Annotated in this window: 19 protein-coding genes; 12 read left to right on the top strand and 7 right to left on the bottom strand. The window is 40.3% G+C overall.

Annotated features, from left to right (window positions below; genetic code table 11):
• Nucleotides 1-95: 95 nt before the first annotated feature.
• The 3 genes from QNI15_RS15180 to QNI15_RS15170 all read right to left on the bottom strand — a co-directional run bounded on the left by QNI15_RS15180 (nucleotide 96) and on the right by QNI15_RS15170 (nucleotide 4,384).
• Nucleotides 96-1,814: a GMC family oxidoreductase gene (locus QNI15_RS15180; RefSeq protein WP_314003210.1), complete on the bottom strand. Its 1,719-nt coding sequence runs from the start codon at nucleotides 1,812-1,814 to the stop codon at nucleotides 96-98.
• A 106-nt stretch (nucleotides 1,815-1,920) separates the two neighbouring features.
• Nucleotides 1,921-3,642 carry a GMC family oxidoreductase gene (locus tag QNI15_RS15175; RefSeq protein ID WP_314003212.1) on the bottom strand — a complete coding sequence of 574 codons (1,722 nt, stop codon included), beginning with the start codon at nucleotides 3,640-3,642 and terminating at the stop codon, nucleotides 1,921-1,923.
• 85 nt (nucleotides 3,643-3,727) lie between these two features.
• Nucleotides 3,728-4,384, bottom strand: a complete 657-nt coding sequence (locus QNI15_RS15170) for a gluconate 2-dehydrogenase subunit 3 family protein (RefSeq protein WP_313978248.1) — start codon at nucleotides 4,382-4,384, stop codon at nucleotides 3,728-3,730.
• A gap of 370 nt (nucleotides 4,385-4,754) precedes the next feature.
• Between QNI15_RS15170 and trxA the strand changes: the two genes are divergently transcribed.
• From trxA to ctlX, 4 genes are all read left to right on the top strand, one after another.
• A complete protein-coding gene (gene trxA, locus QNI15_RS15165) occupies nucleotides 4,755-5,048 on the top strand; it encodes a thioredoxin (protein ID WP_314032399.1) in 294 nt (97 codons plus the stop codon).
• A 94-nt stretch (nucleotides 5,049-5,142) separates the two neighbouring features.
• Nucleotides 5,143-5,412 (top strand): hypothetical protein, encoded by a 270-nt coding sequence (locus QNI15_RS15160; protein WP_314003214.1) that lies wholly within the window; start codon nucleotides 5,143-5,145, stop codon nucleotides 5,410-5,412.
• A gap of 176 nt (nucleotides 5,413-5,588) precedes the next feature.
• Complete coding sequence (locus QNI15_RS15155; protein WP_313978258.1) at nucleotides 5,589-7,058, top strand: arginine deiminase family protein; 1,470 nt, start codon at nucleotides 5,589-5,591, stop codon at nucleotides 7,056-7,058.
• Between the two features lie 70 nt (nucleotides 7,059-7,128).
• Nucleotides 7,129-8,082, top strand: coding sequence for a citrulline utilization hydrolase CtlX (gene ctlX / locus QNI15_RS15150; protein WP_314003215.1), 954 nt, complete (start codon nucleotides 7,129-7,131; stop codon nucleotides 8,080-8,082).
• 44 nt (nucleotides 8,083-8,126) lie between these two features.
• Here ctlX and QNI15_RS15145 read toward each other — a convergent pair whose 3' ends face one another.
• The 3 genes from QNI15_RS15145 to QNI15_RS15135 form a co-directional block, all read right to left on the bottom strand.
• A complete protein-coding gene (locus QNI15_RS15145; protein WP_314032397.1) occupies nucleotides 8,127-9,404 on the bottom strand; it encodes an ATP-binding protein in 1,278 nt (425 codons plus the stop codon).
• A gap of 66 nt (nucleotides 9,405-9,470) precedes the next feature.
• Nucleotides 9,471-9,845, bottom strand: a complete 375-nt coding sequence (locus tag QNI15_RS15140; protein ID WP_314003219.1) for a hypothetical protein — start codon at nucleotides 9,843-9,845, stop codon at nucleotides 9,471-9,473.
• Between the two features lie 73 nt (nucleotides 9,846-9,918).
• Nucleotides 9,919-12,015 (bottom strand): ComEC/Rec2 family competence protein, encoded by a 2,097-nt coding sequence (locus QNI15_RS15135; protein WP_314032395.1) that lies wholly within the window; start codon nucleotides 12,013-12,015, stop codon nucleotides 9,919-9,921.
• A 137-nt stretch (nucleotides 12,016-12,152) separates the two neighbouring features.
• Between QNI15_RS15135 and QNI15_RS15130 the strand changes: the two genes are divergently transcribed.
• From QNI15_RS15130 to QNI15_RS15105, 6 genes are all read left to right on the top strand, one after another.
• A complete protein-coding gene (locus tag QNI15_RS15130; protein WP_314032394.1) occupies nucleotides 12,153-13,022 on the top strand; it encodes an SDR family oxidoreductase in 870 nt (289 codons plus the stop codon).
• Nucleotides 13,023-13,103: 81 nt separating this feature from the next.
• Nucleotides 13,104-13,550 (top strand): type I restriction enzyme HsdR N-terminal domain-containing protein, encoded by a 447-nt coding sequence (locus QNI15_RS15125; RefSeq protein WP_313978272.1) that lies wholly within the window; start codon nucleotides 13,104-13,106, stop codon nucleotides 13,548-13,550.
• Between the two features lie 276 nt (nucleotides 13,551-13,826).
• Nucleotides 13,827-14,342, top strand: coding sequence for a DUF1648 domain-containing protein (locus QNI15_RS15120; RefSeq protein ID WP_314032393.1), 516 nt, complete (start codon nucleotides 13,827-13,829; stop codon nucleotides 14,340-14,342).
• Between the two features lie 127 nt (nucleotides 14,343-14,469).
• On the top strand, nucleotides 14,470-14,964 hold the full coding sequence (locus tag QNI15_RS15115; protein ID WP_314032391.1) for a hypothetical protein: 495 nt from the start codon (nucleotides 14,470-14,472) through the stop codon (nucleotides 14,962-14,964).
• A gap of 93 nt (nucleotides 14,965-15,057) precedes the next feature.
• Nucleotides 15,058-15,765, top strand: coding sequence for a CAP domain-containing protein (locus QNI15_RS15110; protein ID WP_314032389.1), 708 nt, complete (start codon nucleotides 15,058-15,060; stop codon nucleotides 15,763-15,765).
• A gap of 107 nt (nucleotides 15,766-15,872) precedes the next feature.
• On the top strand, nucleotides 15,873-16,340 hold the full coding sequence (locus QNI15_RS15105; RefSeq protein ID WP_314032387.1) for a GNAT family N-acetyltransferase: 468 nt from the start codon (nucleotides 15,873-15,875) through the stop codon (nucleotides 16,338-16,340).
• 49 nt (nucleotides 16,341-16,389) lie between these two features.
• Here the strand turns inward: QNI15_RS15105 and QNI15_RS15100 are convergent, their stop codons facing one another.
• On the bottom strand, nucleotides 16,390-17,163 hold the full coding sequence (locus QNI15_RS15100) for an enoyl-CoA hydratase/isomerase family protein (RefSeq protein WP_314032385.1): 774 nt from the start codon (nucleotides 17,161-17,163) through the stop codon (nucleotides 16,390-16,392).
• Between the two features lie 100 nt (nucleotides 17,164-17,263).
• On the opposite strand from QNI15_RS15100, the gene QNI15_RS15095 reads away from it, so the two are divergent.
• On the top strand, nucleotides 17,264-17,656 hold the full coding sequence (locus QNI15_RS15095; RefSeq protein ID WP_313978286.1) for a hypothetical protein: 393 nt from the start codon (nucleotides 17,264-17,266) through the stop codon (nucleotides 17,654-17,656).
• Between the two features lie 186 nt (nucleotides 17,657-17,842).
• Nucleotides 17,843-22,339, top strand: a complete 4,497-nt coding sequence (locus QNI15_RS15090; RefSeq protein ID WP_314032384.1) for a CusA/CzcA family heavy metal efflux RND transporter — start codon at nucleotides 17,843-17,845, stop codon at nucleotides 22,337-22,339.
• The last annotated feature ends 14 nt before the right edge of the window (nucleotides 22,340-22,353 follow it).

Raw genomic sequence — 22,353 nt, 5'->3', positions numbered from 1 at the left:
CAAATAGAAAGTATCTGTTAATTTGGAATCATGAAAGACTTCCGAATGATATTATAAAAAAGAAAGGCGATGAGTTATCTTCATCGCCTTGTGTATTATATATTTTGCTTATTGAGTTCCTTGACAGCAAAGTCAACAGCACGGGCAGTCAATGCCATATACGTTAATGATGGATTCACACAGGAAGAAGAGGCCATCGCTGCTCCGTCTGTTACGAAAACATTTTCACAACCCCATACCTGATTGTTCTTGTTCAGAACGGAATTCTTTGCACTTGTGCCCATACGAGCTGTACCCATCTCGTGTTTGCTTTGTCCAGGTACTCCTCCTCTATCGTATCCTTTTACCTCTTTCAAACCTGCGGCCTCGAGCATCTCAGCCGCATCATTCATCATGTCGATACGCATTTTCTTTTCATTATCCCGATACTCACAGTCAATCACCAACATAGGCAAGCCGTAAGGATCTTTCTTATTTTTATCCAGATACACATAATTTCTATGATCTGGCAAGTGCTCTCCAAAAGAAGACAATCCCATCGTCCAGGGACCTGGTTTTGTGAGTTGCTCTTTAAAATCGGCACCGAAGTTCATTTCGGCAATTCCCCTTGCCCAACCTTGTCGACTTGCATTGCCTTGATAGCCAAATCCACGCAAGTAATCCCGTTTGTCGCTACCCACATTCCGGAACCGAGGTATGTAAATACCATTTGCCCGTTGTCCATAATAATATTTATCTTCGAATCCTTCCATCACTCCGGAAGCCCCCACACGTGAATGATGATCCATTAGATTATGCCCCAATTCACCACTTTCATTTCCCAAACCATTCGGAAAACGATCAGAGGTAGAGTGTAAGAGAATATAGGCACTGTTAATAGCAGATGCATTTACAAAAATGATCTTTGCAAAATACTCGGTAGACTCCTTGGTTTGAGCATCTACAATACGTACTCCTTTTGCCTTGCCTAGTTTATTATCATAGATAATAGAATGTACAATAGAAAAAGGTCGTAAGGTTAGCTTACCTGTTTTCATCGCAGCAGGTAAAGTAGCAGCATTGGTACTAAAGTATCCACCATAGACACATCCTCTGCTACACTGATTCCGATACTGGCATTGCGAACGTCCCAAGTCCAGTTGTATCTTTCCAGGTTGAGTCAGGTGGGCAGCCCGTCCCATAATCATCTTTCGTCCGGCAAAATTTTTCTCAATGCGTTGTTTTACTTCCTTCTCTACACAGTTCATCTCCATAGGAGGCAGAAATATACTATCTGGAAGCACATCCAACCCTTCAACAGCCCCACTAATACCTACAAACTTTTCTACATACTCGTACCAGGGAACCAGATCTTTATAACGGATTGGCCAGTCAGTACCTATACCTTCCTTTATATTTGCTTCAAAATCCAGATCACTCCATCTGTAACATTGTCGCCCCCAGGTTAGTGATTTACCACCCACCTGATAACCCCGATACCAGTCAAACCGTTTTTCCTCTATATACGGGTTAGCCAGATCATCAGCCCAGAAATTACCATTCTGCTCATTAAAAGGATAACTTCCTTCTCTGGTTTGTACAGGCCGTCCTTCTTTCTGATCAAGAGTCAAACGTCCTCTATGCGGAAATTCCCAAATCTGTGTATTGGCAGTGGTATAATCTTCAATATGTTTGACATTCTTACCCCGTTCCAGTAACAGTACCCGAAGTCCTTTCTCAGTTAGTTCTTTCGCTGCCCAGCCTCCACTGATACCTGAACCTACAACAATGGCATCATAGGTATGCTGGTCTTCTGCTTTCAGATTAAGATTCATAGCTCAATTATGAATAGATTATAGTCCTGTGGTAGATTGAAAAAGCATATGAAATAAAAAAACCCTGATACCGGAGTTCCAGGGTTCTTTCAAAAATAGTGTATGCTTACAGATTTTGTTTTTTAAGTTCCTTAACAGCAAAATCAGCAGCACGCGCAGTCAATGCCATATACGTTAATGATGGGTTTACGCAAGAAGCAGATGTCATCGCAGCACCATCAGTCACAAATACGTTTTCACAACCCCATACCTGATTATTTTTGTTCAGTACTGAGTTCTTTGCACTTGTGCCCATACGCGCTGTGCCCATCTCGTGAATACCAATACCCAGGTGTTTAGACTCATCATTGTATGGCGTCACATCTTTCAGTCCAGCAGCTTCGAGCATCTCAGCCGCATCATTCATCATATCGATACGCATTTTGCGTTCGTTTTCACCATAGGCTGCATCAAAATTCACCAATGGAAGTCCCCATTTGTCTTTCTGATCAGGAGATAATGTCATCCGGTTGTCTGGATTAGGTAACACTTCACCAAATCCTCCGATGTTCATTCCCCATTCTCCTGGTTCTGTCAGACTTTCTTTGAACTCAGCTCCAAATCCTGCCATACCTGTTCCACGGCCCCAGCCTCCACGGCTAGCGCCGCCCTGATAGCCAAATCCACGCAGATAATCCCGTTTGTCGCTACCCCAGTTGCGGTAACGAGGTATATAAACACCATTGGCTCGACGTCCATAGTAGTATTTATCCAGCATACCTTCAAAGCGTCCGCCTGCACCTACAGCCAGATGGTGATCCATAACATTACGTCCCAACTGGTCACTTTCGTTTCCTAATCCATTCGGAAAACGCTTGGATTTAGAGTTCAGAAGGATGGCAGTAGAAGCAATAGCAGAGGCATTCAGGAATATGATTTTCGCATAATACTCCTTCACATCTTTAGGATCATGTTGATTGATTACCCTAACTCCTTTTGCTTTCCCAGAAGCCTCATCATAAATAACTTCAGAAACGATAGAATCTGGTACAAGAGTCAGGTTACCCGTTTTCATGGCAGCAGGCAATGTTGCTGCCTGTGTACTGAAGTATGCTCCAAACGGACAACCTCTCATACATAGATTACGGTATTGGCACTGTGCTCTTCCTAACTCTGTGTGAAACTGTTGTGGTTGGGTCAGGTGAGCTACGCGACCAATGATGATCTTACGTCCGGCAAAATTTTTCTCTACCAAACCTTTTACCTCTTTCTCTACACAGTTCATTTGCATAGGGGGTAAAAACTTGCCATCAGGCAATACATCCAAACCTTCCATAGAGCCGCTGATACCAGCAAATTTTTCTACGTAATCATACCAGGGAGCCAGATCTTTATAACGGATTGGCCAGTCGGTACCTATACCTTCTTTTGCATTTGCCAGAAAATCTTCTTCATTCCAACGGTAGCTCTGACGTCCCCACATCAGTGAACGACCGCCTACATGGTATCCACGAATCCAGTCAAATGGACGTTTTTCCAGATAAGGATTTTCTTTATCGTTTTCAAAATGGTGGCGCCATTCTTCATTAGCAGTATACCCTGTACGCACATTAGCCCAATACTCTTCTTTAGCCAGATTGGTTAATCTTCCGCGATGCGGAAAATCCCATGGATTTTTCATGGCTGTTTCATATCCAGATACGTGCTTAATATCCCGGCCTCGTTCCAACATCACAACTTTCAAGCCTTTTTCAGTTAATTCTTTGGCAGCCCAGCCTCCACTAATACCTGAGCCTACAACAATGGCATCATAGGTAAACTGACCATCTGCTTTTATATTTAAGTTCATATTTTCTTTAAAACAATGTTAAGATGATTAGGAAATGATTAGATCGGAGCAACAATGATTCCTTATTTAACTAATACAGATAAACTTAGATCACCCAGGCTTTCTGCCCTGGTTTCAGGTCAACGCAGCCATCGTATCTGCCAGGAATAGCCACATACGCCAATGCTTGTGTTGCACCTACCTCTGATGTGAAATAACCTAACAACGTCAGGTCTTTCATGGTAAAGTAGAAAATAGGAGATTTTGGCTTTGGAGACTCACTTTTCTCTTCACTAATCTCTTTGTCCAATCCTTGTTTTGGACGTTCTTTTTCTTTTTTAGCTTCCTCATCCCGTTTGGTTCTTTCGTCAAGTGCGTCCTTTTCTACCTGTTTGAATACTTCATTACGTTCATTGGCAGCCAGACTTACAAAGGATTTGCTATACGCTTTCTGACTTTTGTCATCTACATCCTTTAATCCTTCAAAAAAAGCCTGACGATCATCATCCGTGTAGCAATCGGTTAGCATCAGCTTAATAAAGTCTGCAACTCCTGCTTCTTTTGCACCAGGTGTACCTGTTTTAGGAATGATCGTTTCTGCAATTTCACCGATCAACGCCAACGTATCAGGAGTAAAAGACAATGCGGCAGTTTCTTTTGTGGCAGCAGAATTGCAGCCTTCCATTACTGCCAGTAAAGTAGGTGCCGAAAGTGTTGTACCCATAAGGGCAGCCACTCTGGCAATGGCATCTCTTCTATTCAAGGTTTTGTATTGTTAAATGATTAAATTATGAAAGGAATGAAAATTTTACTGACCAAAATACAAAAAATATCTTTTCGTATTCAAGTAAATTATTCTATATAGATTGTTTCTAAATAAGAATAGCTTGTTTTTTAAAATCTATGTTTGATTATCAATATGTTTGGGAGAATCCCAATAAAACCAAATGAAATTTTATCTGGAGGCTTTTACAAATTTGTGAAGATTTCTGCTATACAGAACGTAACTAGTTAAGCAAATAGTATATCTGGTGCTTAACTTTCTGTATATCTAATTCTGATTCCCATTTATAGACTGAACCTTTTTTATAGTTCCCATCGTTCTCACACTAAAACAACTAATAAAAAATTGTATGAGCTTTCAGGAGATAATTAATGCTGAGACACCTGTACTAGTTGATTTTTATGCAACCTGGTGCGGTCCGTGTAAAGTACAAGCACCTATTTTAGAGGATCTGTCAAAGCGAGTAGGAGATCAGGCACGTATTCTTAAAATAGATGTAGATAAAAATCCGGCAGTAGCCAATAAGTATGGGATTCAGGGGGTGCCTACTTTGATGATATTCAAACAAGGAAAAGTAGTATGGCGTCAGTCAGGTGTTATGCAGTCTAATCAATTGCAAAAGGTACTCCAGCAGTTTACATAGTATACCAAATGTATAATAGTCTCAGATATTCAGAATTTTGTATTCCCATCAAATGGCTTTAACTTGCAGAAAAGGTTAAAGCCATTTTTCGTTTATGGGATTATTTGATTTTTTTAAAAGTAACAAAGATCAATCTAAGAAAAAAGAGGATGTAAATAAGCCACTCATGGCAGATTTGGAACAAAATCCTCTACAGGTAGGAGATATTGTGGATGCACTCCGGTATGACCTGGGTCGGTGTAAACTTGTAGAAGGCCAATCAGGATATGAATACGAATCATTGGAAACAGGTACACGTGTCAGCTGGCTGCGTATGATAGATGCAGCCACACAACTGCAAAAAGTAAAAAAAGTTACTTCCTAAAAAACCGGATTGAAGAACCCATCAAAGAGCAATATGCAGTCTTTGATTTTTTGTTTCAAACCTCTAACAATCTGAAGAATAACTGCCAGCTAATCTGTGATCATAAGATTACATACTATTCTGGCATTTTATGCATTGCCTCACATCAGCAAACTACATATAAGCATTTTCCATTTATGTTAGTGACTACATCACATTCACAGAAAACCAGCCATCAGGTTAATGTATCATCCGAGATAGGAACACTTCGTCGTGTTATTGTACACAGCCCTGACAGTGGTCTGGGTAAGGTTGTACCATCAAAGGCTCAGGATTGGTTGTTTGAAGATATTGTTCATCTGGACACTATGCGTCGTGAAGAATATGATCTATATATTAAGATATTGCTTTATTTTCTCGATCCACAGAAAGTGAAAGGAAAGATTAGTACGATTGATGCTCCGGAAAACAGCAGAAATTTTTATAAGCCTGAACACCCTGATTACTTTAACTCCAATAAGGTTATAGATCCTCAATCTCTCCTTTCTCATATACTGGAAGATGAAAAAGTAAGAATCCGTTTGCTTGCAGCGATATGTGCAGTTGAAAGATGCTCATATACCACACAAGAGTATCTGACAACACTGCCTTCCAAAGAATTGTCCAAAACACTTATATCTGGGACATTACCTGATAAATCTATGATTTTTGCCCCTATCCCTAATTTCATTTTTACAAGGGATATTGGCATTACTATTAATGATCATATTCTCTTGAATAAACCTGCAAAGATAGCCAGAACACGGGAAGCCTTATTGACCCAATACATTTTTCACAATCACCCCATTTTTGTTCATCTGAAAGATAAGATAATAGAGATACCTGAAAGCGAACATCACTTCCTGCTTCCTGATGGTGAAAAAGACTACAAAAGGGCAACTCTTGAGGGAGGTGATGTAATGATGGTTAGCCCCAATCATCTCCTTATCGGTCTTAGTGAACGAACCTCACCCTATGCAGTGAACCAGGTTATCAAGATCTTGTTTGAAAAAGAGGTGGTGGAGAAAATTACGGTTATTAAAATACCTAAGAAAAGAGATTTTATGCATATTGATACCATCTTTACTCAGGTAAAACAAAATGTCTGGGTATTGTTGGGGACATTGTCCAGAGAAGGGGAAGAACTGGAGAAGCGGGATTTTATGGAAAGTCTGCAGGAAGTAAAGCCGTCAGAGAAACTCAAAATTATGCAGTTTGTCAAAGGATATGGAGATAAACCTGTGCACTATGAGTATCTGGAGGATCTGCTGGATGACATTAGCCAGAATGATCTGAAGTGCAAGGAACAAACCGTTTTTGTATATTCGGGCAACAATGAGTTTCCGTTTGGAGCCAGGGAACAGTGGACTGACTCCTGTAATCTGTTAACTATCAAAGAAGGGGTTTCTATCGCCTACGACCGGAATGATAAAACCATAGAAGCCTTTAAACAAGCTGGCTTTGAAGCAATAGGAGCAGCAGAATTACTCGATCAGTTTGAAAAGGGTACTATTACACCCGAAGAAGTTGAAAATACTATTATTTTACTTCCCTCAGCTGAGCTTTCACGAGCCAGAGGAGGATCTCACTGTATGAGTATGCCATTGTTAAGAGATCCCATTCAATAATAAGTATTGTAACAATAATTTTCAGGGTATATAAGTGCATCTTTCATTTTAAAAGTATAGATAAATCACTATGACAAACGATTCCATCCATAATTTCCAGCAAACTACTTCTCATATTCTGATGATTCGTCCGGTGAGATTTGCATTCAATGAGCAAACAGCTGAAAGCAATGCATTTCAGGATGCAACAGCTACAGAAGATCCGGAAACTATTCAGTCTAAAGCTCTACGGGAGTTTGATATGATGGTAGACAATCTGCGTGGATTTGGAATAGATGTCACGGTCATAGAAGATACCCCTGATCCTCATACACCTGATGCTATATTTCCCAATAACTGGATTTCGTTTCATCAGGCTGGCAGTGGCACTATTTATTTATATCCTATGCAAGCTCATAACCGTCGGCTGGAGCGACGTATGGATATTATTGAAATACTGAAGCGTCGTTTTCATATATCTCAGATTGTGGATCTTTCTCATTTCGAATCAGAAGATAAATTTCTGGAAGGAACCGGAAGCCTTGTACTGGATCGAGATTATCGTATTGCCTACGCCTGTCTCTCACCTCGTACCCATGAAGAATTACTCAAAGAGTTTGCACAAAAGATGGACTACCGTGTAGTATCCTTTCATGCTACAGACGAACATAACAAACCAATCTATCACACGAATGTTATTATGTGTATTGGAGAGCAGTTTGCTGTTATTTGTCTGGAATGCATTCAGGATGAGAAAGAACGGTATCACGTCAGAAAAACCCTGGAAGAAACTAATAAAGAAATCATCGAACTGAGTATTGAACAGGTAAATCGGTTTGCAGGAAACATGTTGCAATTACGTTCCCGTAAAGGTGAAAGATTACTGGTTATGTCAACTCAAGCTTATCAAGCCTTATTACCGGATCAGCTTCGACGCCTTGAAAAATATACTCAGATTACGTATACCAACCTAAACACCATTGAACGCAATGGTGGCGGTAGTGCCCGCTGTATGATAGCAGAAGTTCATTTGTCTCCATTATAGTATATTTACTCAGCAGGCAGAGGTTTTACTGAGTTTCATTGCTGTCAGGCAACCAAAGGTCTACCCAAATTAGGAATGCTTATCATAAACTCTGAGCCTATACCTTCCTGTGAAGTGGCAGAGATTCTTCCCCCGATGCGTCCTGCTGTTTCACGGGCGATGTATAGTCCTAAGCCAGAACCTGGTTTGGTTACATTGGATCGGTAAAACATAGTAAATATTTTTTCCAGATCTTCACTGGCAATACCAATCCCATTATCTTTTACACGGATAACAACATGAAGTTGTGATAAATGACACACAACCTGTATGCGAGGATGTGAAGTATCTGGTTTCTGGTAATAAAAGGCATTGAAAAGTATCTTGGACAAGACTATCTGCAAACGATATCTGTCCGTATAGAAAGCATCCGGGGTTTGGGGTTCTATCTCAATCTCAACATCTACCAACGAGTTTTCTTCACGCTGATAACAATTCTTTATAATAGCATCAATCTCTTGCTTTATATCAATTTCTTCCTGCTTCACTGCCAGACGGGTATTACGGGAATAATCCAGAATATCTAGAATATAACTATCCATACGAAGTAAACTACGCTTCATAAGATGCGTAAATTCCTGCATTTCTGCAATATCTTCTTCCTGTTTACCCAGATTTGTTAATCCAAGAATGGATGCAACCGGAGAACGCAAATCATGGCTTACACTGTAAATAAACTTATCCAGTTCCTGATTACCCTTTTTCAAATTCTCATTTTGTGCCCGTAACTGCTGCTCAGAAATAACAATGGCACTTTCTGCCTTACGGCTCGCATTCACAATCTGAAACACAAAAAACTGGCAGAAAAATACAGACAAAACCATATTTACCTGACCAATGATTTTTAATTGTGAAGGCGGCATATCCCCTACTATGTAATACGAATTGTCATAGAAAGTCAGGAGTAACCAGAAAAGGGTAATATGCGAAACATGGATCAGCAATAGCTTCTTGTTTCGAAAATCTATCAAAAAAGGCAATCCTATCACAAAGGGCAAATAGAACAGATAGGCATTGCTTTTACTTGAGAGTGTGACTGCCGAAAAAAATATAACCAGGCTAATACCGAATGCAAAAATATTACCTGCCAGCACACCTCTACCTTTTCTGTTCAAAAAGTAAGCAATGACACATACAGGCAATCCAGGCACCAGATACCACAGAGTTCCCCAAGACCCAAAGATTATATCAGGAAGCCCACTAAGGATAAATACAATAAATGCAGCCTTAGTTGTCCTCTCCAATAATGCACTCCTACCCTCCTTTAAATCCAGGTATGCCATTGTTTTATTGCCTGTTGATTAATGTAAGAAGAAGGAGCCTACTACTTAGTAACTCCTTCTATAAAGTTATTGTCTGGATTGACGTCTCTGCTGGACTTTATCCATTTGCTCTTCCTGTAAGTCTAAATACTTTTTGTACTGCTCAGGTGACAACACTTTTTGTATGCTGGCATCTCCTTCGTCTTTTATGGCCTTCAATTGCTGCATACGTTGTGATTTGTCCATTGTCTGGTCAGCACGCAAACTATCTACTTTTACTGCCCTGTTTAGCAAAATACTTTTTACCTGTGTTTGCTGATCGGCAGTCAATGTAATCTCTTTTGTTAAACGTTTTGTCTGCATTTCAGCACGTTGCTCGGGTGTATGAGGCATACGTTGTTGTGCCATAGATAATCCTATAACCATTAATCCCATAAGTGCACTTAAAATAACCTTTTTCATTGCTTTTAAAGTTGTTAGTTCTAATGGCTTAGAAAACTATTTCACAAAAAGGTTTAAACAGACATTGCGAATTTTATAGGGTAAGTGTAAATGCACCCTGCTCATGCACATTATGACATATAATTTTTTGCATCCTTAACTCATTGCTCAATCGCTTTGATAAGTAATATCGATTTGAAGCATCCAGAATAACTGTCGTAAATGATTGTGCAGGAAATTTTTTAATATTTTTCAGACTGTTGTTCTGGATAATCAGATAGTCAAACTTTTGTTTCTGAAACAGTTGCAGATTGACAGGCTGATGCAGGATACAGAAACGTTTTCCATGCCAGGTGAACAGAGAAAACTGTTTGTTCTGATGAATAGCCAATAGGGTAGAATCTACGTTTGAGAAGATCATAGAACGTACATCCAGAATTTGTCGTCTTGTCCAATGGTTTTGCAAATGGTAGGAAATCTGGCTCTTATTCTGAGACAAGGCTGAGTCTGCAACAAACACATGTTGATGATGATCCACAACATCCAGGGCAGAGTGACCCGGTATAACATATACAGCTACAAAATGTTGCTTCGCATAGTTGATATTATTATAGAGCTGGCTTGTGATTAAACAAAGCATTAAAACACATATAACACTCCATACTCTGAGTTTTGGTATATACAAAAACCATAATACCAAAAACAGCAAGATATACATTACACCTAGTTCCCATAATTCTAAATAGCTTCCATGCATCAAAGCCCCAGGAATATGTTCTGTCCAAAAGGCAATCTGGTTCATCAGCCAGGTCAGCCATTTGAGTAGAAAGCCAATGGCATCTGAAACATAAGGTATCCAGGCAACCGCCAACAGCGCCAGTCCTCCATATAACAACACACCTGAAAGAGGGATCATCAATAGATTGGCGATCAGGAAATAGGTTGGAAACTGATGAAAGTAAAAAAGAGAAAGAGGCAACACAGCTATTTGAGCAGCAATACTACCACAAACAAGTTTCCATAACTTATCTAGCCAGGTAGTCTCAAATTCAGCCCAAGCATAGATACGTGGATATAAGTATATAATTCCGGCTACAGCCAGATACGATAACTGAAAACCAACATCCTGTAACAAATAGGGATCGTAACATAAAAGTATAAAGGCAGAAAAACCCAATGTATTAAATAACGTACCTTCTCTACGTAATGCCTCACCCAATACAACTAAAGAAAACATCACAACTGAACGCAATACAGAAGCTGATAAACCAGTAATAAAAGCGTAAAACCAAAGGAGTAATAAAGCCACGACCGCAAAAAACCAGTTTCCGTACCGTACTTTTTTAATTCTTCCTACTACCAGCAGGATTAGTTCAAAGATAACAATCACATGAGCTCCGGAAACAGCCAGAATATGCATAGCCCCAGCAGCGGCATAAGCACCCTTCAGTTCATCGTCCAACCCACTTCGAAGTCCAAGCACTAATCCGGAAATAATAGCATACTCATTCTCAGCAGTAATATACTTGCGAAAAATCTGATCTGCCCAGGCACGCCCGCGTAAAGAAGCAGAAATGACAGCATTACCTTCAGTATGTTCATATACAAGGAACTTTCCTTTCTTAACAAATTGCTGGTAGTAAATCTGTTGGAGAGCAAGATATTTTTTGTAATCAAATTCATCCGGATTGGGAGGAGGCTGTACAGGTAATGGGGTACCATAGATAATCAGTTTATCTCCATATAAAGGTACGGGGGCGTCTTTGGGAGTGTATATCAGTACTTTTCCAGTTGCAGGAATAAGCTTTTTGTCAGATACCACTTGCTCTATCTCTACAACAGTCCTGTAATTTTTAGCTTTGGATTGAACTTCTGCGACTACTTTTCCAGTATAATATGTAACTTCGCTCAGGTGTGAAATGTGATTCGGGTGATTGGTATCGGTTTGCTCATAGGTGCATAACCATCCAAATGCACTTGTAACAATGAAAGCCAACAGACCAAACCAAAGCGACATTCGCACTTTTCGCCTTTGCTGTATCAGCCATAAAACCAGATACCCAACAAAGGAAACACTAAAAACAGATACAACAACCAATAAGTGAATGCCAGGAAAAGCTCTATATAGCAGTATACCTGCCAGTAGAAAGATCGTAAAACGGATAAAGACATACGGAGTCCACCTGAACATAAAATCTGGTATTGGGTATCTGACTTTGGAGAAGCACCACATCCACGAAAAAATAGCTTTATCTGGTTGCAATGTAAAGCTACTATTCTGTTGTAACTCTGTTTTGTATATTCTTTTACAAAAACCTACACTTGTGTATGTCTAACAAAATTTGTCTTATTACAGGCGCTAACTCCGGAATAGGAAAGGTAACAGCTAGAGAACTGGCTAAAGCAGGAATGGACATTATTCTGGTTTGCAGAAATGAAGCAAAAGGAAAGGAAACGCTGGCAGAGCTACGTCCACTGGCAAAAAGCAAACTAGATCTGTTCGTTTGTGATCTGGCAAATCAGGAATCCATTGTGCAACTTGCACAGCAGATATATGCATCCTATGATCATCTCGACTTGCTGATTAATAATGCAGGCCTTATTTTGGATAAACCCAGCCTGACTCCCGAGGGATTTGAGAGTACGTTTGGCATTAATCACCTGGGTACCTTTCTGCTTACCAATTTATTGCTGGACTTATTGAAGAAAGGAAATGAGGCACGTATTGTTACGGTATCATCTGATGCACACAAATGGAGCAAATGGAATCTGAATGAAGTAGCTCATGCTGCCCATTTTAAAAGTTTGACTGCCTATGCTAACTCCAAGCTTGCCAATATCCTGTTTACAAGAGAGTTAGCCAAACGGGTCAAAGAATTTGGCATCACAGCCAATAGTCTTCATCCAGGTGCAGTACAAACCAACTTTGGCGCAGGTACACAAAATGGATGGTTCGTTTCGTTATTCAACCTGGCCCGTCCGTTTTTCCTTACGGCGGAGCAGGGGGCCCAAACCAGTATTTATCTGGCAACCTCACCGGAAGTCAAAGATGTCAGTGGCCTGTACTTTGTCAAAAAGAAACCTAAAACACCATCCAAAGAAGCTCAAAGCGATCTGAATGCGCAACAGCTCTGGCAAAAAAGCGAAGAATGGACACAGCTTCCCCAAAGGTTAAAAGAGCTGCAAAAAGTATCCTGAACAAATATAGATAGCTGTTATTCTAACGTTTATATACTATATATCACCTGATACTATTGCAGAACCCAATTGTTATAAAACATGCTTGAGTTAAATTTGCCTCCTTATAAACATGAGGTAATTCGTAAGAAAGATAAACTGTATATCTTTGATATTCTACGAAAGAAATACATATACCTGACACCTGAAGAATGGGTGAGGCAACATTTTGTACACCTTTTGCTGAATCAATATAGTTATCCGAAAGCTCTTATTAAAGCGGAGAGTGCAGTTATTTATAACCAATTACCCAAACGTGCTGATTTATTGGTTTTTGACAGAAATGGAAAACCCTTCCTTTTAATAGAATGTAAAGATACATTAGTGCCATTAGATGATCTGGTATTACAACAGGCAGCCAGATACAATCATATTGTGCAGGCTCCCTATGTGATTCTGGTCAATGGGTTGGAGTGGTTTTGTTATCAGGCAAACTCCGAAAGTGGGCCATTTCTTTTGCTGGAAGATATTCCTTTGTTTCCGGATTGAGTAGTTTTCTTGGTTTCAGGAAAGCTTACCCAATTGCTATATAAAAAAACCAGTCAGACAAATCCCCTTCACATTACCATTACTAAGTTATTCTCCTCTCCATCTGAACAAGAGTATCTGTATTTCATAAGTCTTACCAAAAAGATAGTATTTTGCTGTGATTTGCCTTTCACAGACGCTACCTTTGCAACCGCAAATTTCGAAAGGTGATTATCTTCCTGTTGCAATCAGCTATTTGCTGACTTAAAAACCATTGCTCATCTATTTATTTCCTTTATGCGTCCACTTTTCCTGATTGTCCGTTTACTTAAAATATTGTCATGGCTGGGTGCTCTAGCATTTCTTTTGTATTCCTACTACTATCTTCCTGACCAGATTGCCATTCATTATAACCACGAAGGTGTTCCTGATAATTTTCTTTCCCGCGAGTCTTTCTTTTATATAGCTGCCGGGTTTATTATTCTGGTTAACGTAATTCTATCTTTGATTGGTCGATTGGTGTTAGGTCTACCCAATCAGGCGATCCTGGTTCCCAATGCTAATCACTGGCTCGCCAATAAAACAAGTAGAAAACAGTTAATGTACATTCTTCGTAACTGGATCAATGCCCTGGCAGTGATTCTGAATGTATATACAATGGCAATGCTCTTTATTACCCTGCGTTTACATACCAATCAACGTGTATTTCTGAGCGATTTTACCTGGATTCTTTTTGCAGGCGTCGCGTTGATTGTGGTATGGGTTATCTATCTGCCAATACGTTTGCGATTCAAACAAACGGTTGAGATATAATCTTAGTTAACTACTTTAGCATAAAAGAAAATCCCATCAGACAATAAATCTGATGGGATTTCGTATCTAAGAGGGAATAAAAACAGACAACAGTCAAAATACAGATTTAACAAACCATTATTCATTCATGCAAAAAAAGGTATTATCCTCTCTTTTTTTTATCCTTTTTGGTATAGCCATATCCTATGCACAAAGTGCAGATCTGGGTAGATTATTGCAGGAACGTGATCAACTCTATCATGCGTATGACTCTCTGGGAAAAGAAAAAAATGCATTCTTTGGTGGACGATCCAAAAAAGATCTCCAGAATATGATTCTGGCCCTACACAGGATTATTTCCAAAGACAATGAGATCATTCGGGAAGTGAGACGTACCTCCTATCAGAAAGAAAGCAATCTGTTTGGACAAAACAGAGCCTCTTCGGATCGTATTTATGATCTGGATCAACAAGTGACCAGCCTGACCAATCAGCTAAAGCGTAAAAATACCGAACTACAGGATCAGCAAGCAGCAATGGGTGATCTTCTGGGAGCTATGCGCAAGTTGCAAATTGGGGTAGTTGTACTCACCGCATTGGTTATCGGAATTGGTTTTTATATGTTTCGTCAGCGCAGAAAATAGAACAAGGTAGTTATCATTGTCTTCTATTTCATTTATAGTATGTCTGTAAAAATATTTTTCTACTACATGCGTTTTTAAAAGAAAGGTATTTTCATGGAAAGAAAACATATTCTTAAAACTTTAGTATTAGTTCTGTGTGTAATGGTCGCTAGTGTATCAGCCTATGCACAGAAGTATTATCAGATGACATGGCGAGAATTTTATGCTCTCCCGGAAGCTCAAAAACCGATTGATCCTAAAAATCCAGAGTATGAGTTGATTGATGCTGCCTTCTTTCATGCCACCAATGAAGCTCGCGAAAAGGAAAAACGTAAAACGTTTCTGTACTCCGAGGTGTTGTATACAGCGGCCAACGAGCATTCAACTTCTATGATTAGTAAAAATTACTATGCACACGAAGACCGTACAGACAAAAAGCGTTACCTGCCTGGTCAGCGTATTACACTGGCTGGCGGGAAATTTATGGCAACAGCCGAAAACATTGCGCAATATGAAGTCATTGCTACACCAGGACAGTATTGCCCTCGCAAACAAGGCAATGGAGAATACCGATATTTTGACTGCAACACAGACAAGATATATCCGGCCCATACGGCTGTCTCCTTTGCACAGAAGGTAGTAAAAGGCTGGATGAACTCTCCAGGTCACCGTCGTAACATTCTCAATACTGATTATCAGTATATGGCTTGTGCCATTCAGATTATAAAAAATCCTTATAAGTCAGAGAATACACCCTTTGCCAGAATAACTCAAAACTTTGGTGGAGGGCTCATGCAATCCAGTCAGGCTTCTACTAAATAAACCGCAAGATTGTCAGAAAATCGTGGCTACATCTTTCTGACAATTCTAAAACGTCCATTTTTTGCTTCAACCAAACCCAATATGGGAGCAAAATTTATATTTTTTGTATGCTGATTGAGAATTGCACCATTGATGATTTTAATCAAATAACCCGTGATATCATTGATTTTTGGGGAAGTGATAGAACGTTATCAATGCATCATCCATACTTAGTGCATGAATTTGGGAATACTGCATTTGTGATTAGAAATAACGGGGTTGTAATCGCCTATCTCTTCGGCTTCTTCTCACAAACCGAGAGTGTTGGATATGTCCATTTGATTGGTGTTCGGGAACAATATCAAAAGCAAGGATTAGGTGAGTTGTTGTATGCTAATTTTATACAACTATCCAAATCCAAAGGAATACAAAAGCTAAAGGCTGTAACAACACCAACAAATACCAAATCAATAAACTTCCATCAGAAGAAAATCGGAATGACATTGCTTGGCTTACCTAATTCGGAAGGAATCAATGTAATTCGGGGTTATTCCGGACCTGACAAAGAAACAGTTGTATTTGAAAAAATACTATAAATAGGGTGATTACCTTAAATCCAGGTTTAGTAGAAATATGCCCTGACATCTACCAGGTAAGGTCCTTTTTATCCAGAAAGGCAGCTATGCCTTTCTGGCAATCTTCAGAGGCACGTGCATGAGCATTAGCCTCTGCCGCATAGACCATTGCGTCAGCCAGCGTTTTTTGCCGGATGTCCGCCAGTAGTTTTTTAGTCCATGCCATAGATTGAGCAGAGTTTTGCTGACACAGTTGTTCGGCCAATCCCATAATCTCGCTATCTAGTACATCTGGTTCTGTGACAAAGTTAATAAGTCCATACTCCTGAGCCTGTGAAGCCGGAATCAGATTTCCGGAAAGTAATAGTTCACGGGCTTTGCCATCTCCAATTTTGTTAGCCAGGAAATAGCTTACAATAGCAGGAATGAATCCGATTTTCACTTCTGTATACCCAAACTTGGCTTCTGGTACGCTAAATGAAAAATCACACACAGTTGCCAGTCCACATCCACCAGCAATAGCATGTCCCTGAATCCGGGCAATTACCACTTTTGGCATTGTATAAATCAACTCAAACAACTGAGCCAGTTGTCGGGAGTCTTCCAGATTTTCTTCATAGGTATTAGTTTGCAATTGCTGCAAATATTCCAGATCTGCCCCGGCACAAAACACTGGGCCATTTGCCTGGAGGATAATCACTTTTACATTCTGGTCCTCAACTGCCTTGGTAAGTAATTCGGTTAATTCCTTTACAACTATATGATTGAGTGCATTGCGTTTTTCAGGTCTATTGAGTGTTACCAATGCAATACGGTTCATAACAGCATATTCAGTCCAGCTCATTCTAGTTCAAATTAGTCATATTCTAAATTGAAAGGAAGAATTGAAAAAATCAAAAAAAAGTGCGTTTTTTACGGGATAAAAGTCTGAGACTATTTTTTCTATGAAATCAGGCATTGCACTTCTTCTCTCTTTTGTATTTTTCGCCGGTAGCCTGTTTCCGTTTACCGACGTCGAGGAAGCGTTTAAGATACCGAATCTGATTTCCCACTACTTTGAACATACAGAATCCACAACCAAGGACTTAAGCGTCTGGGAATTTCTGCAGCTGCACTATGGGTTAAATTCATCACATGCCAAAAGCCACCACACAGAGACTGACCACAGTCTGCCAATGTTTCATTCGCATTGTATAGGGCTGACATTTGTGATGCCACGTTTTCTTACTTTTCCCAGAATTCATCCCATAGCATTAACCCAATTTACGTATTCTTTCTATCAGAATACCTACGCGTATCTGTTTTCTATCTCATTTCTCCGCCCTCCCCGGTACTAAAAACACATATCTTTTTTGTATCTGTCTTATTTTCAGACACACTATTTGCTTCATCTTAGTCAAATCAGTTCTGTGCATGCAATTATGTATCTACACAAATCTGATCAACTATATGGCCTTCGTATGCTTCTGAACTTTGCAGGATACAGTCCTACCTTTAGTACACTATTCTAAATCATTCTTCTAATGTTAGACAAAATCATTCATTTTTCCATACATAACAAACTCATCATTGGACTGCTGACATTAGTACTGATCATCTGGGGTGGATGGTCACTTACACAGCTTCCGATTGATGCCGTACCGGATATTACCAGCAATCAGGTACAGATCATAACCCGAACACCTTCCTTAGCAGCACAGGAAGTAGAGCGGCTCATTACGTTTCCGATAGAGCAAACAATGGCCACCATTCCGGAAATTCTTGAAATCCGCTCTTTTTCACGTTTTGGGCTATCCGTTGTAACCATTGTCTTTCAGGAACAGACCGACATTTACTGGGCACGTCAGCAGGTATTTGAACGCTTGCAACAAGCCAAAAATGACATTCCTGCTGGTGTTGGAGCACCTGAACTCGGTCCTGTAACTACAGGGCTTGGAGAAATTTATCAATACACCATACACCCTAAAAAAGGCTATGAGAAGATGTACACGCCTATGGAACTACGTACTATTCAGGACTGGATTATACGCAGACAGCTATTGGGTACGGAGGGGGTAGCCGAAGTAAGTAGTTTTGGTGGTTATCTAAAACAATATGAAATAGCTCTTGACCCTAACCTGCTAAACAGTTATCATCTAAGCATTAACGATGTTTTTACTGCCTTAGAAAAAAACAATCAGAACACCGGAGGAGCGTATATTGATAAAAAGCCCAATGCTTATTTTATCCGGAGCGAAGGTCTCATTGGCGATACCACCGACATCAAGAAGATTGTAATAAAGCAGAATGAGAATGGCATTCCGGTACTGATTGGAAATATCGGCAGGGTCACTTACGGACATGCTACCCGGTATGGTGCTATGACCTATAACGATCAGGGTGAAGTAGTAGGAGCTATTGTGATGATGCTAAAGGGCGAAAACTCATCCAAGGTCATCAACAATGTAAAAACGAGGATTACGCAAATCCAGAAAACACTACCAAAGGGATTGGTTATCGATGCCTATCTGGATCGTACCCGACTGGTTGATAGCGCTATCAATACCGTAGAACAGAACCTATTAGAAGGAGCACTAATTGTGATTTTTGTCTTGGTTATTATGCTAGGCAATGTACGGGCTGGTCTGGTTGTGGCATCTGTTATTCCGTTATCTATGCTCTTTGCTGTTTCTTTGATGCATCTATTTGGTGTATCAGGTAACCTGATGAGTCTGGGAGCTATTGACTTTGGATTAATTGTCGATGGGGCTGTGATTATTGTCGAAGCCACTTTACATCATATAGTTCAGCAAAAATACAGCCATAGGCTTTCTCAGGAGGAGATGGATCGGGAAGTATATCAGGCTGCCATTAAAATCCGCAGTTCAGCGGCCTTTGGAGAAATTATTATCCTGATTGTATACCTGCCTATTCTAACACTGACAGGTATTGAAGGTAAAATGTTCAGACCTATGGCTCAGGTAGTATCATTTGCTATTCTGGGAGCTTTTATTCTTAGCCTCACCTATGTGCCTATGGTATCGGCTTTATGGCTCAGTAAAAATAGCGGACACACCAAGCCCACCCTGGCTGACAGGTTAATGAAATATCTTCATCGCGTATATACTCCAGTACTTCATTTCGCCCTTAGCCGAAAAAAGCTCATATTAGGTATTTCAGTTATAGCGTTAGTCGCCTCTCTATTTTTATTTACTACACTGGGAGGGGAATTTATTCCTACACTTGAGGAAGGTGACTTTGCTGTAGAAACAAGGCTGGTAACAGGTAGCTCAGTGTCACAAACTATTGAGACAGCTCAAAAGGCTGCAGCTATCTTGTTAAAACAATTTCCAGAAATCAAAGAAGTGGTCGGCAAAGTAGGATCTTCTGAAGTTCCCACTGATCCAATGCCTATTGAATCCTGTGATCTGATGATTATCCTCAAAGATAAATCCGAATGGGTCAGCGCATCCAATCGCGAAGAATTGGCTCAGAAAATGCAGGAGGCACTCAGTGCACTTCCAGGTGTTTCTTTTGGATTCCAGCAACCTATTCAGATGCGGTTTAATGAATTGGCAACTGGTGCCCGACAGGATGTGGTTTTAAAGATTTATGGAGAGGACCTCAATACACTGGCAGAACAAGCAAGAGTATTGGGAAAACTGATCCGAAAAGTACAGGGGGCTGAGGATCTTTATATTGAACAGATTACAGGGCTACCACAGATTGTAGTGAACTATAACCGGGATAAGATTGCAGAGTATGGTCTTGCCATTGAAGATATAAATAAAGTCATACGGGCAGGATTTGCAGGGGAAACAGCCGGATTAGTCTTTGAAGGAGAACGTAGATTTGACCTTATGGTACGTCTGGAACAAGGCAAACGGCAATCTATAGAAGATGTAACAAACCTGTATATTTCCACTCCAGCTGGCAATCAGATTCCGTTATCACAGGTAGCTACGGTAGAATTAAAAAACGGACCGAATCAGATCCAACGAGACAATGCCCAAAGACGAATTACTGTCGGTTTTAATGTTCGTAACCGGGATGTACAGAGTATAGTACAAGAAATACAAGATCGGATTGAAAGGGAAATTAAACTTCCTACAGGCTATTATGTGACCTACGGTGGTACATTTGAAAACCTTCTGGAAGCACGCCAACGGTTGTCAGTAGCGGTTCCGGTAGCATTGGCTCTTATCTTTATTCTGCTCTATTTCACCTTCAGCTCCATTATGCAAAGCATTCTGATATTCACAGCTATTCCCCTTTCAGCTATAGGCGGCATTGTAGCTCTCTGGTTACGCAATATGCCTTTCAGTATATCAGCAGGCATTGGATTTATTGCATTGTTTGGTGTGGCAGTTTTAAATGGTATTGTCTTATTGGGAGAATTTAACCGGTTAAAACAAAATGGCCTTACCAAACTGCAGGATATTATTCTTCAGGGAACAGAAACACGGCTTCGACCCGTACTCATGACTGCCCTGGTTGCCTCACTGGGATTTTTACCGATGGCTCTTTCGCAAGGAGCTGGAGGAGAAGTACAGAAGCCTCTTGCCACGGTAGTCATTGGTGGACTAGTATCTTCTACCTTGCTTACATTGTTGGTATTACCTGTATTGTATATGCTTTTCGAAAAGTCAGCAAATATAACAGAGCATAATCTGCCAAACAACACCTATGACTCTTCTTCTGAAGATAAACCTGATGATGAAAGTTCATCTCCCATTCGAAAAATACTGGCAGTGAACTGGCCCAAATCAGGCGTACGTCTATCTGTTCGTTTTTGGCCTTTTGTTTTTGTAATGTTTTTGATCAGTATTCTGGTTTATCAGACAGGTAATGCACAAACGTCTCCTATGTCTCTCAGTCTGGAAAAGGCTATCGAGTTAGCTCTGCAAAATAACCTGGAGGTACAGTCTGGGCTTTATGAAATAGATGCACAAAAGATGCTGCAACGTACAGCATCCGATATTGGCAAAACCAACATCAACTGGATGGGAGGCCAATACAACAGCGTTAACTTTGACAATAGCTTTACAATTACCCAAAACATCCCCTTCCCTCTCCTATTGAGTCGGAGAGCCAACTACCAGGAAGCCCAAACCCAAACGGTGGAAAGAAGACTGGCTGTGACACAAAATGCGTTGGTACATCAGGTAAAATCAACATACGAGTTGTTGGTACTAGCCAAAGCCCGGCATCGCTTGTATCAGGAACAAGATAGTATATTCAGCCAGTTTGTACGTTCGGCTCAGGTCCGTTACCGTACAGGGGAAAGTACCTTTCTTGAACAATCCACTGCCGAGAGTCAGTTACAGGAAATCCGGTTGCAACTGTCACAAAATGAATCAGATATTCTGATTGCCCAGTCCCAATTACAGACACTTCTCAATCAGACACAACCTATCACAGCAACCGACGAGGCTCTACAAAAACAAACTTTGTCTATACAACTGGCAGATACCAATGCATTGCTCCAAAATCCAACTATTCTGTATTATCACCAGCAAGTGATTACAGCCAGACAGTTTACCCGTGTAGAAAGAGCATTGGCACTACCAGATTTTACTATTGGGTATTTTAATCAGTCACTTATTGGGACTCAGGTCATTAATGGACAGGATCGTTTTTTTAATGGTAGTAAACGTTTCCAGGGCATAGAGGCAGGAATTTCTTTGCCCTTGTGGTTTCGTCCGTTTCGGGCAAGAACACAAGCAGCCTCTCTCAATGAAAAAATTGCTCAAACTCAGGTACAATACTACCAGAAAGCCATTGGACAACAATGGCAACAGGCAATCCAGGAATATACCAAGTATCTGAAAAGTCTGGAATACTATGAAAAAACAGCTTTGCTTACTGCAAAACTCATTCTGGAAAATGCCCAAAAAGCATATCGTGCTGGCGAAATAGGCTATCTCGAATATAGCCAGGGTCTGAACCGATCATTAATGATTCGTATGCAATACCTGGAAACGTTACACCGCTTCAATCAAGCTGTTATACAAATTGAATTCCTTGCCGGACAAAAATAATCACCTTCTAACTG

It is taken from the genome of Xanthocytophaga flava (assembly GCF_030068545.1).
GTDB classification, from domain to species: Bacteria; Bacteroidota; Bacteroidia; order Cytophagales; family 172606-1; genus Xanthocytophaga; species Xanthocytophaga flava.
This window is presented reverse-complemented; position numbering and strand designations above follow the sequence as displayed.

Excerpts from the sequence above, each read along its gene's own strand:
- QNI15_RS15180 (WP_314003210.1), bottom strand. The coding sequence starts at position 1,814 with ATGAATCTTAATCTGAAAGCAGAAGACCAGCATACCTATGATGCCATT.
- QNI15_RS15175 (WP_314003212.1), bottom strand. The coding sequence starts at position 3,642 with ATGAACTTAAATATAAAAGCAGATGGTCAGTTTACCTATGATGCCATT.
- trxA (WP_314032399.1), top strand. The coding sequence starts at position 4,755 with ATGAGCTTTCAGGAGATAATTAATGCTGAGACACCTGTACTAGTTGAT.
- QNI15_RS15160 (WP_314003214.1), top strand. The coding sequence starts at position 5,143 with ATGGGATTATTTGATTTTTTTAAAAGTAACAAAGATCAATCTAAGAAA.
- QNI15_RS15155 (WP_313978258.1), top strand. The coding sequence starts at position 5,589 with ATGTTAGTGACTACATCACATTCACAGAAAACCAGCCATCAGGTTAAT.
- ctlX (WP_314003215.1), top strand. The coding sequence starts at position 7,129 with ATGACAAACGATTCCATCCATAATTTCCAGCAAACTACTTCTCATATT.
- QNI15_RS15145 (WP_314032397.1), bottom strand. The coding sequence starts at position 9,404 with ATGGCATACCTGGATTTAAAGGAGGGTAGGAGTGCATTATTGGAGAGG.
- QNI15_RS15140 (WP_314003219.1), bottom strand. The coding sequence starts at position 9,845 with ATGAAAAAGGTTATTTTAAGTGCACTTATGGGATTAATGGTTATAGGA.
- QNI15_RS15135 (WP_314032395.1), bottom strand. The coding sequence starts at position 12,015 with ATGTTCAGGTGGACTCCGTATGTCTTTATCCGTTTTACGATCTTTCTA.
- QNI15_RS15130 (WP_314032394.1), top strand. The coding sequence starts at position 12,153 with ATGTCTAACAAAATTTGTCTTATTACAGGCGCTAACTCCGGAATAGGA.
- QNI15_RS15125 (WP_313978272.1), top strand. The coding sequence starts at position 13,104 with ATGCTTGAGTTAAATTTGCCTCCTTATAAACATGAGGTAATTCGTAAG.
- QNI15_RS15120 (WP_314032393.1), top strand. The coding sequence starts at position 13,827 with ATGCGTCCACTTTTCCTGATTGTCCGTTTACTTAAAATATTGTCATGG.
- QNI15_RS15115 (WP_314032391.1), top strand. The coding sequence starts at position 14,470 with ATGCAAAAAAAGGTATTATCCTCTCTTTTTTTTATCCTTTTTGGTATA.
- QNI15_RS15110 (WP_314032389.1), top strand. The coding sequence starts at position 15,058 with ATGGAAAGAAAACATATTCTTAAAACTTTAGTATTAGTTCTGTGTGTA.
- QNI15_RS15105 (WP_314032387.1), top strand. The coding sequence starts at position 15,873 with ATGCTGATTGAGAATTGCACCATTGATGATTTTAATCAAATAACCCGT.
- QNI15_RS15100 (WP_314032385.1), bottom strand. The coding sequence starts at position 17,163 with ATGAGCTGGACTGAATATGCTGTTATGAACCGTATTGCATTGGTAACA.
- QNI15_RS15095 (WP_313978286.1), top strand. The coding sequence starts at position 17,264 with ATGAAATCAGGCATTGCACTTCTTCTCTCTTTTGTATTTTTCGCCGGT.
- QNI15_RS15090 (WP_314032384.1), top strand. The coding sequence starts at position 17,843 with ATGTTAGACAAAATCATTCATTTTTCCATACATAACAAACTCATCATT.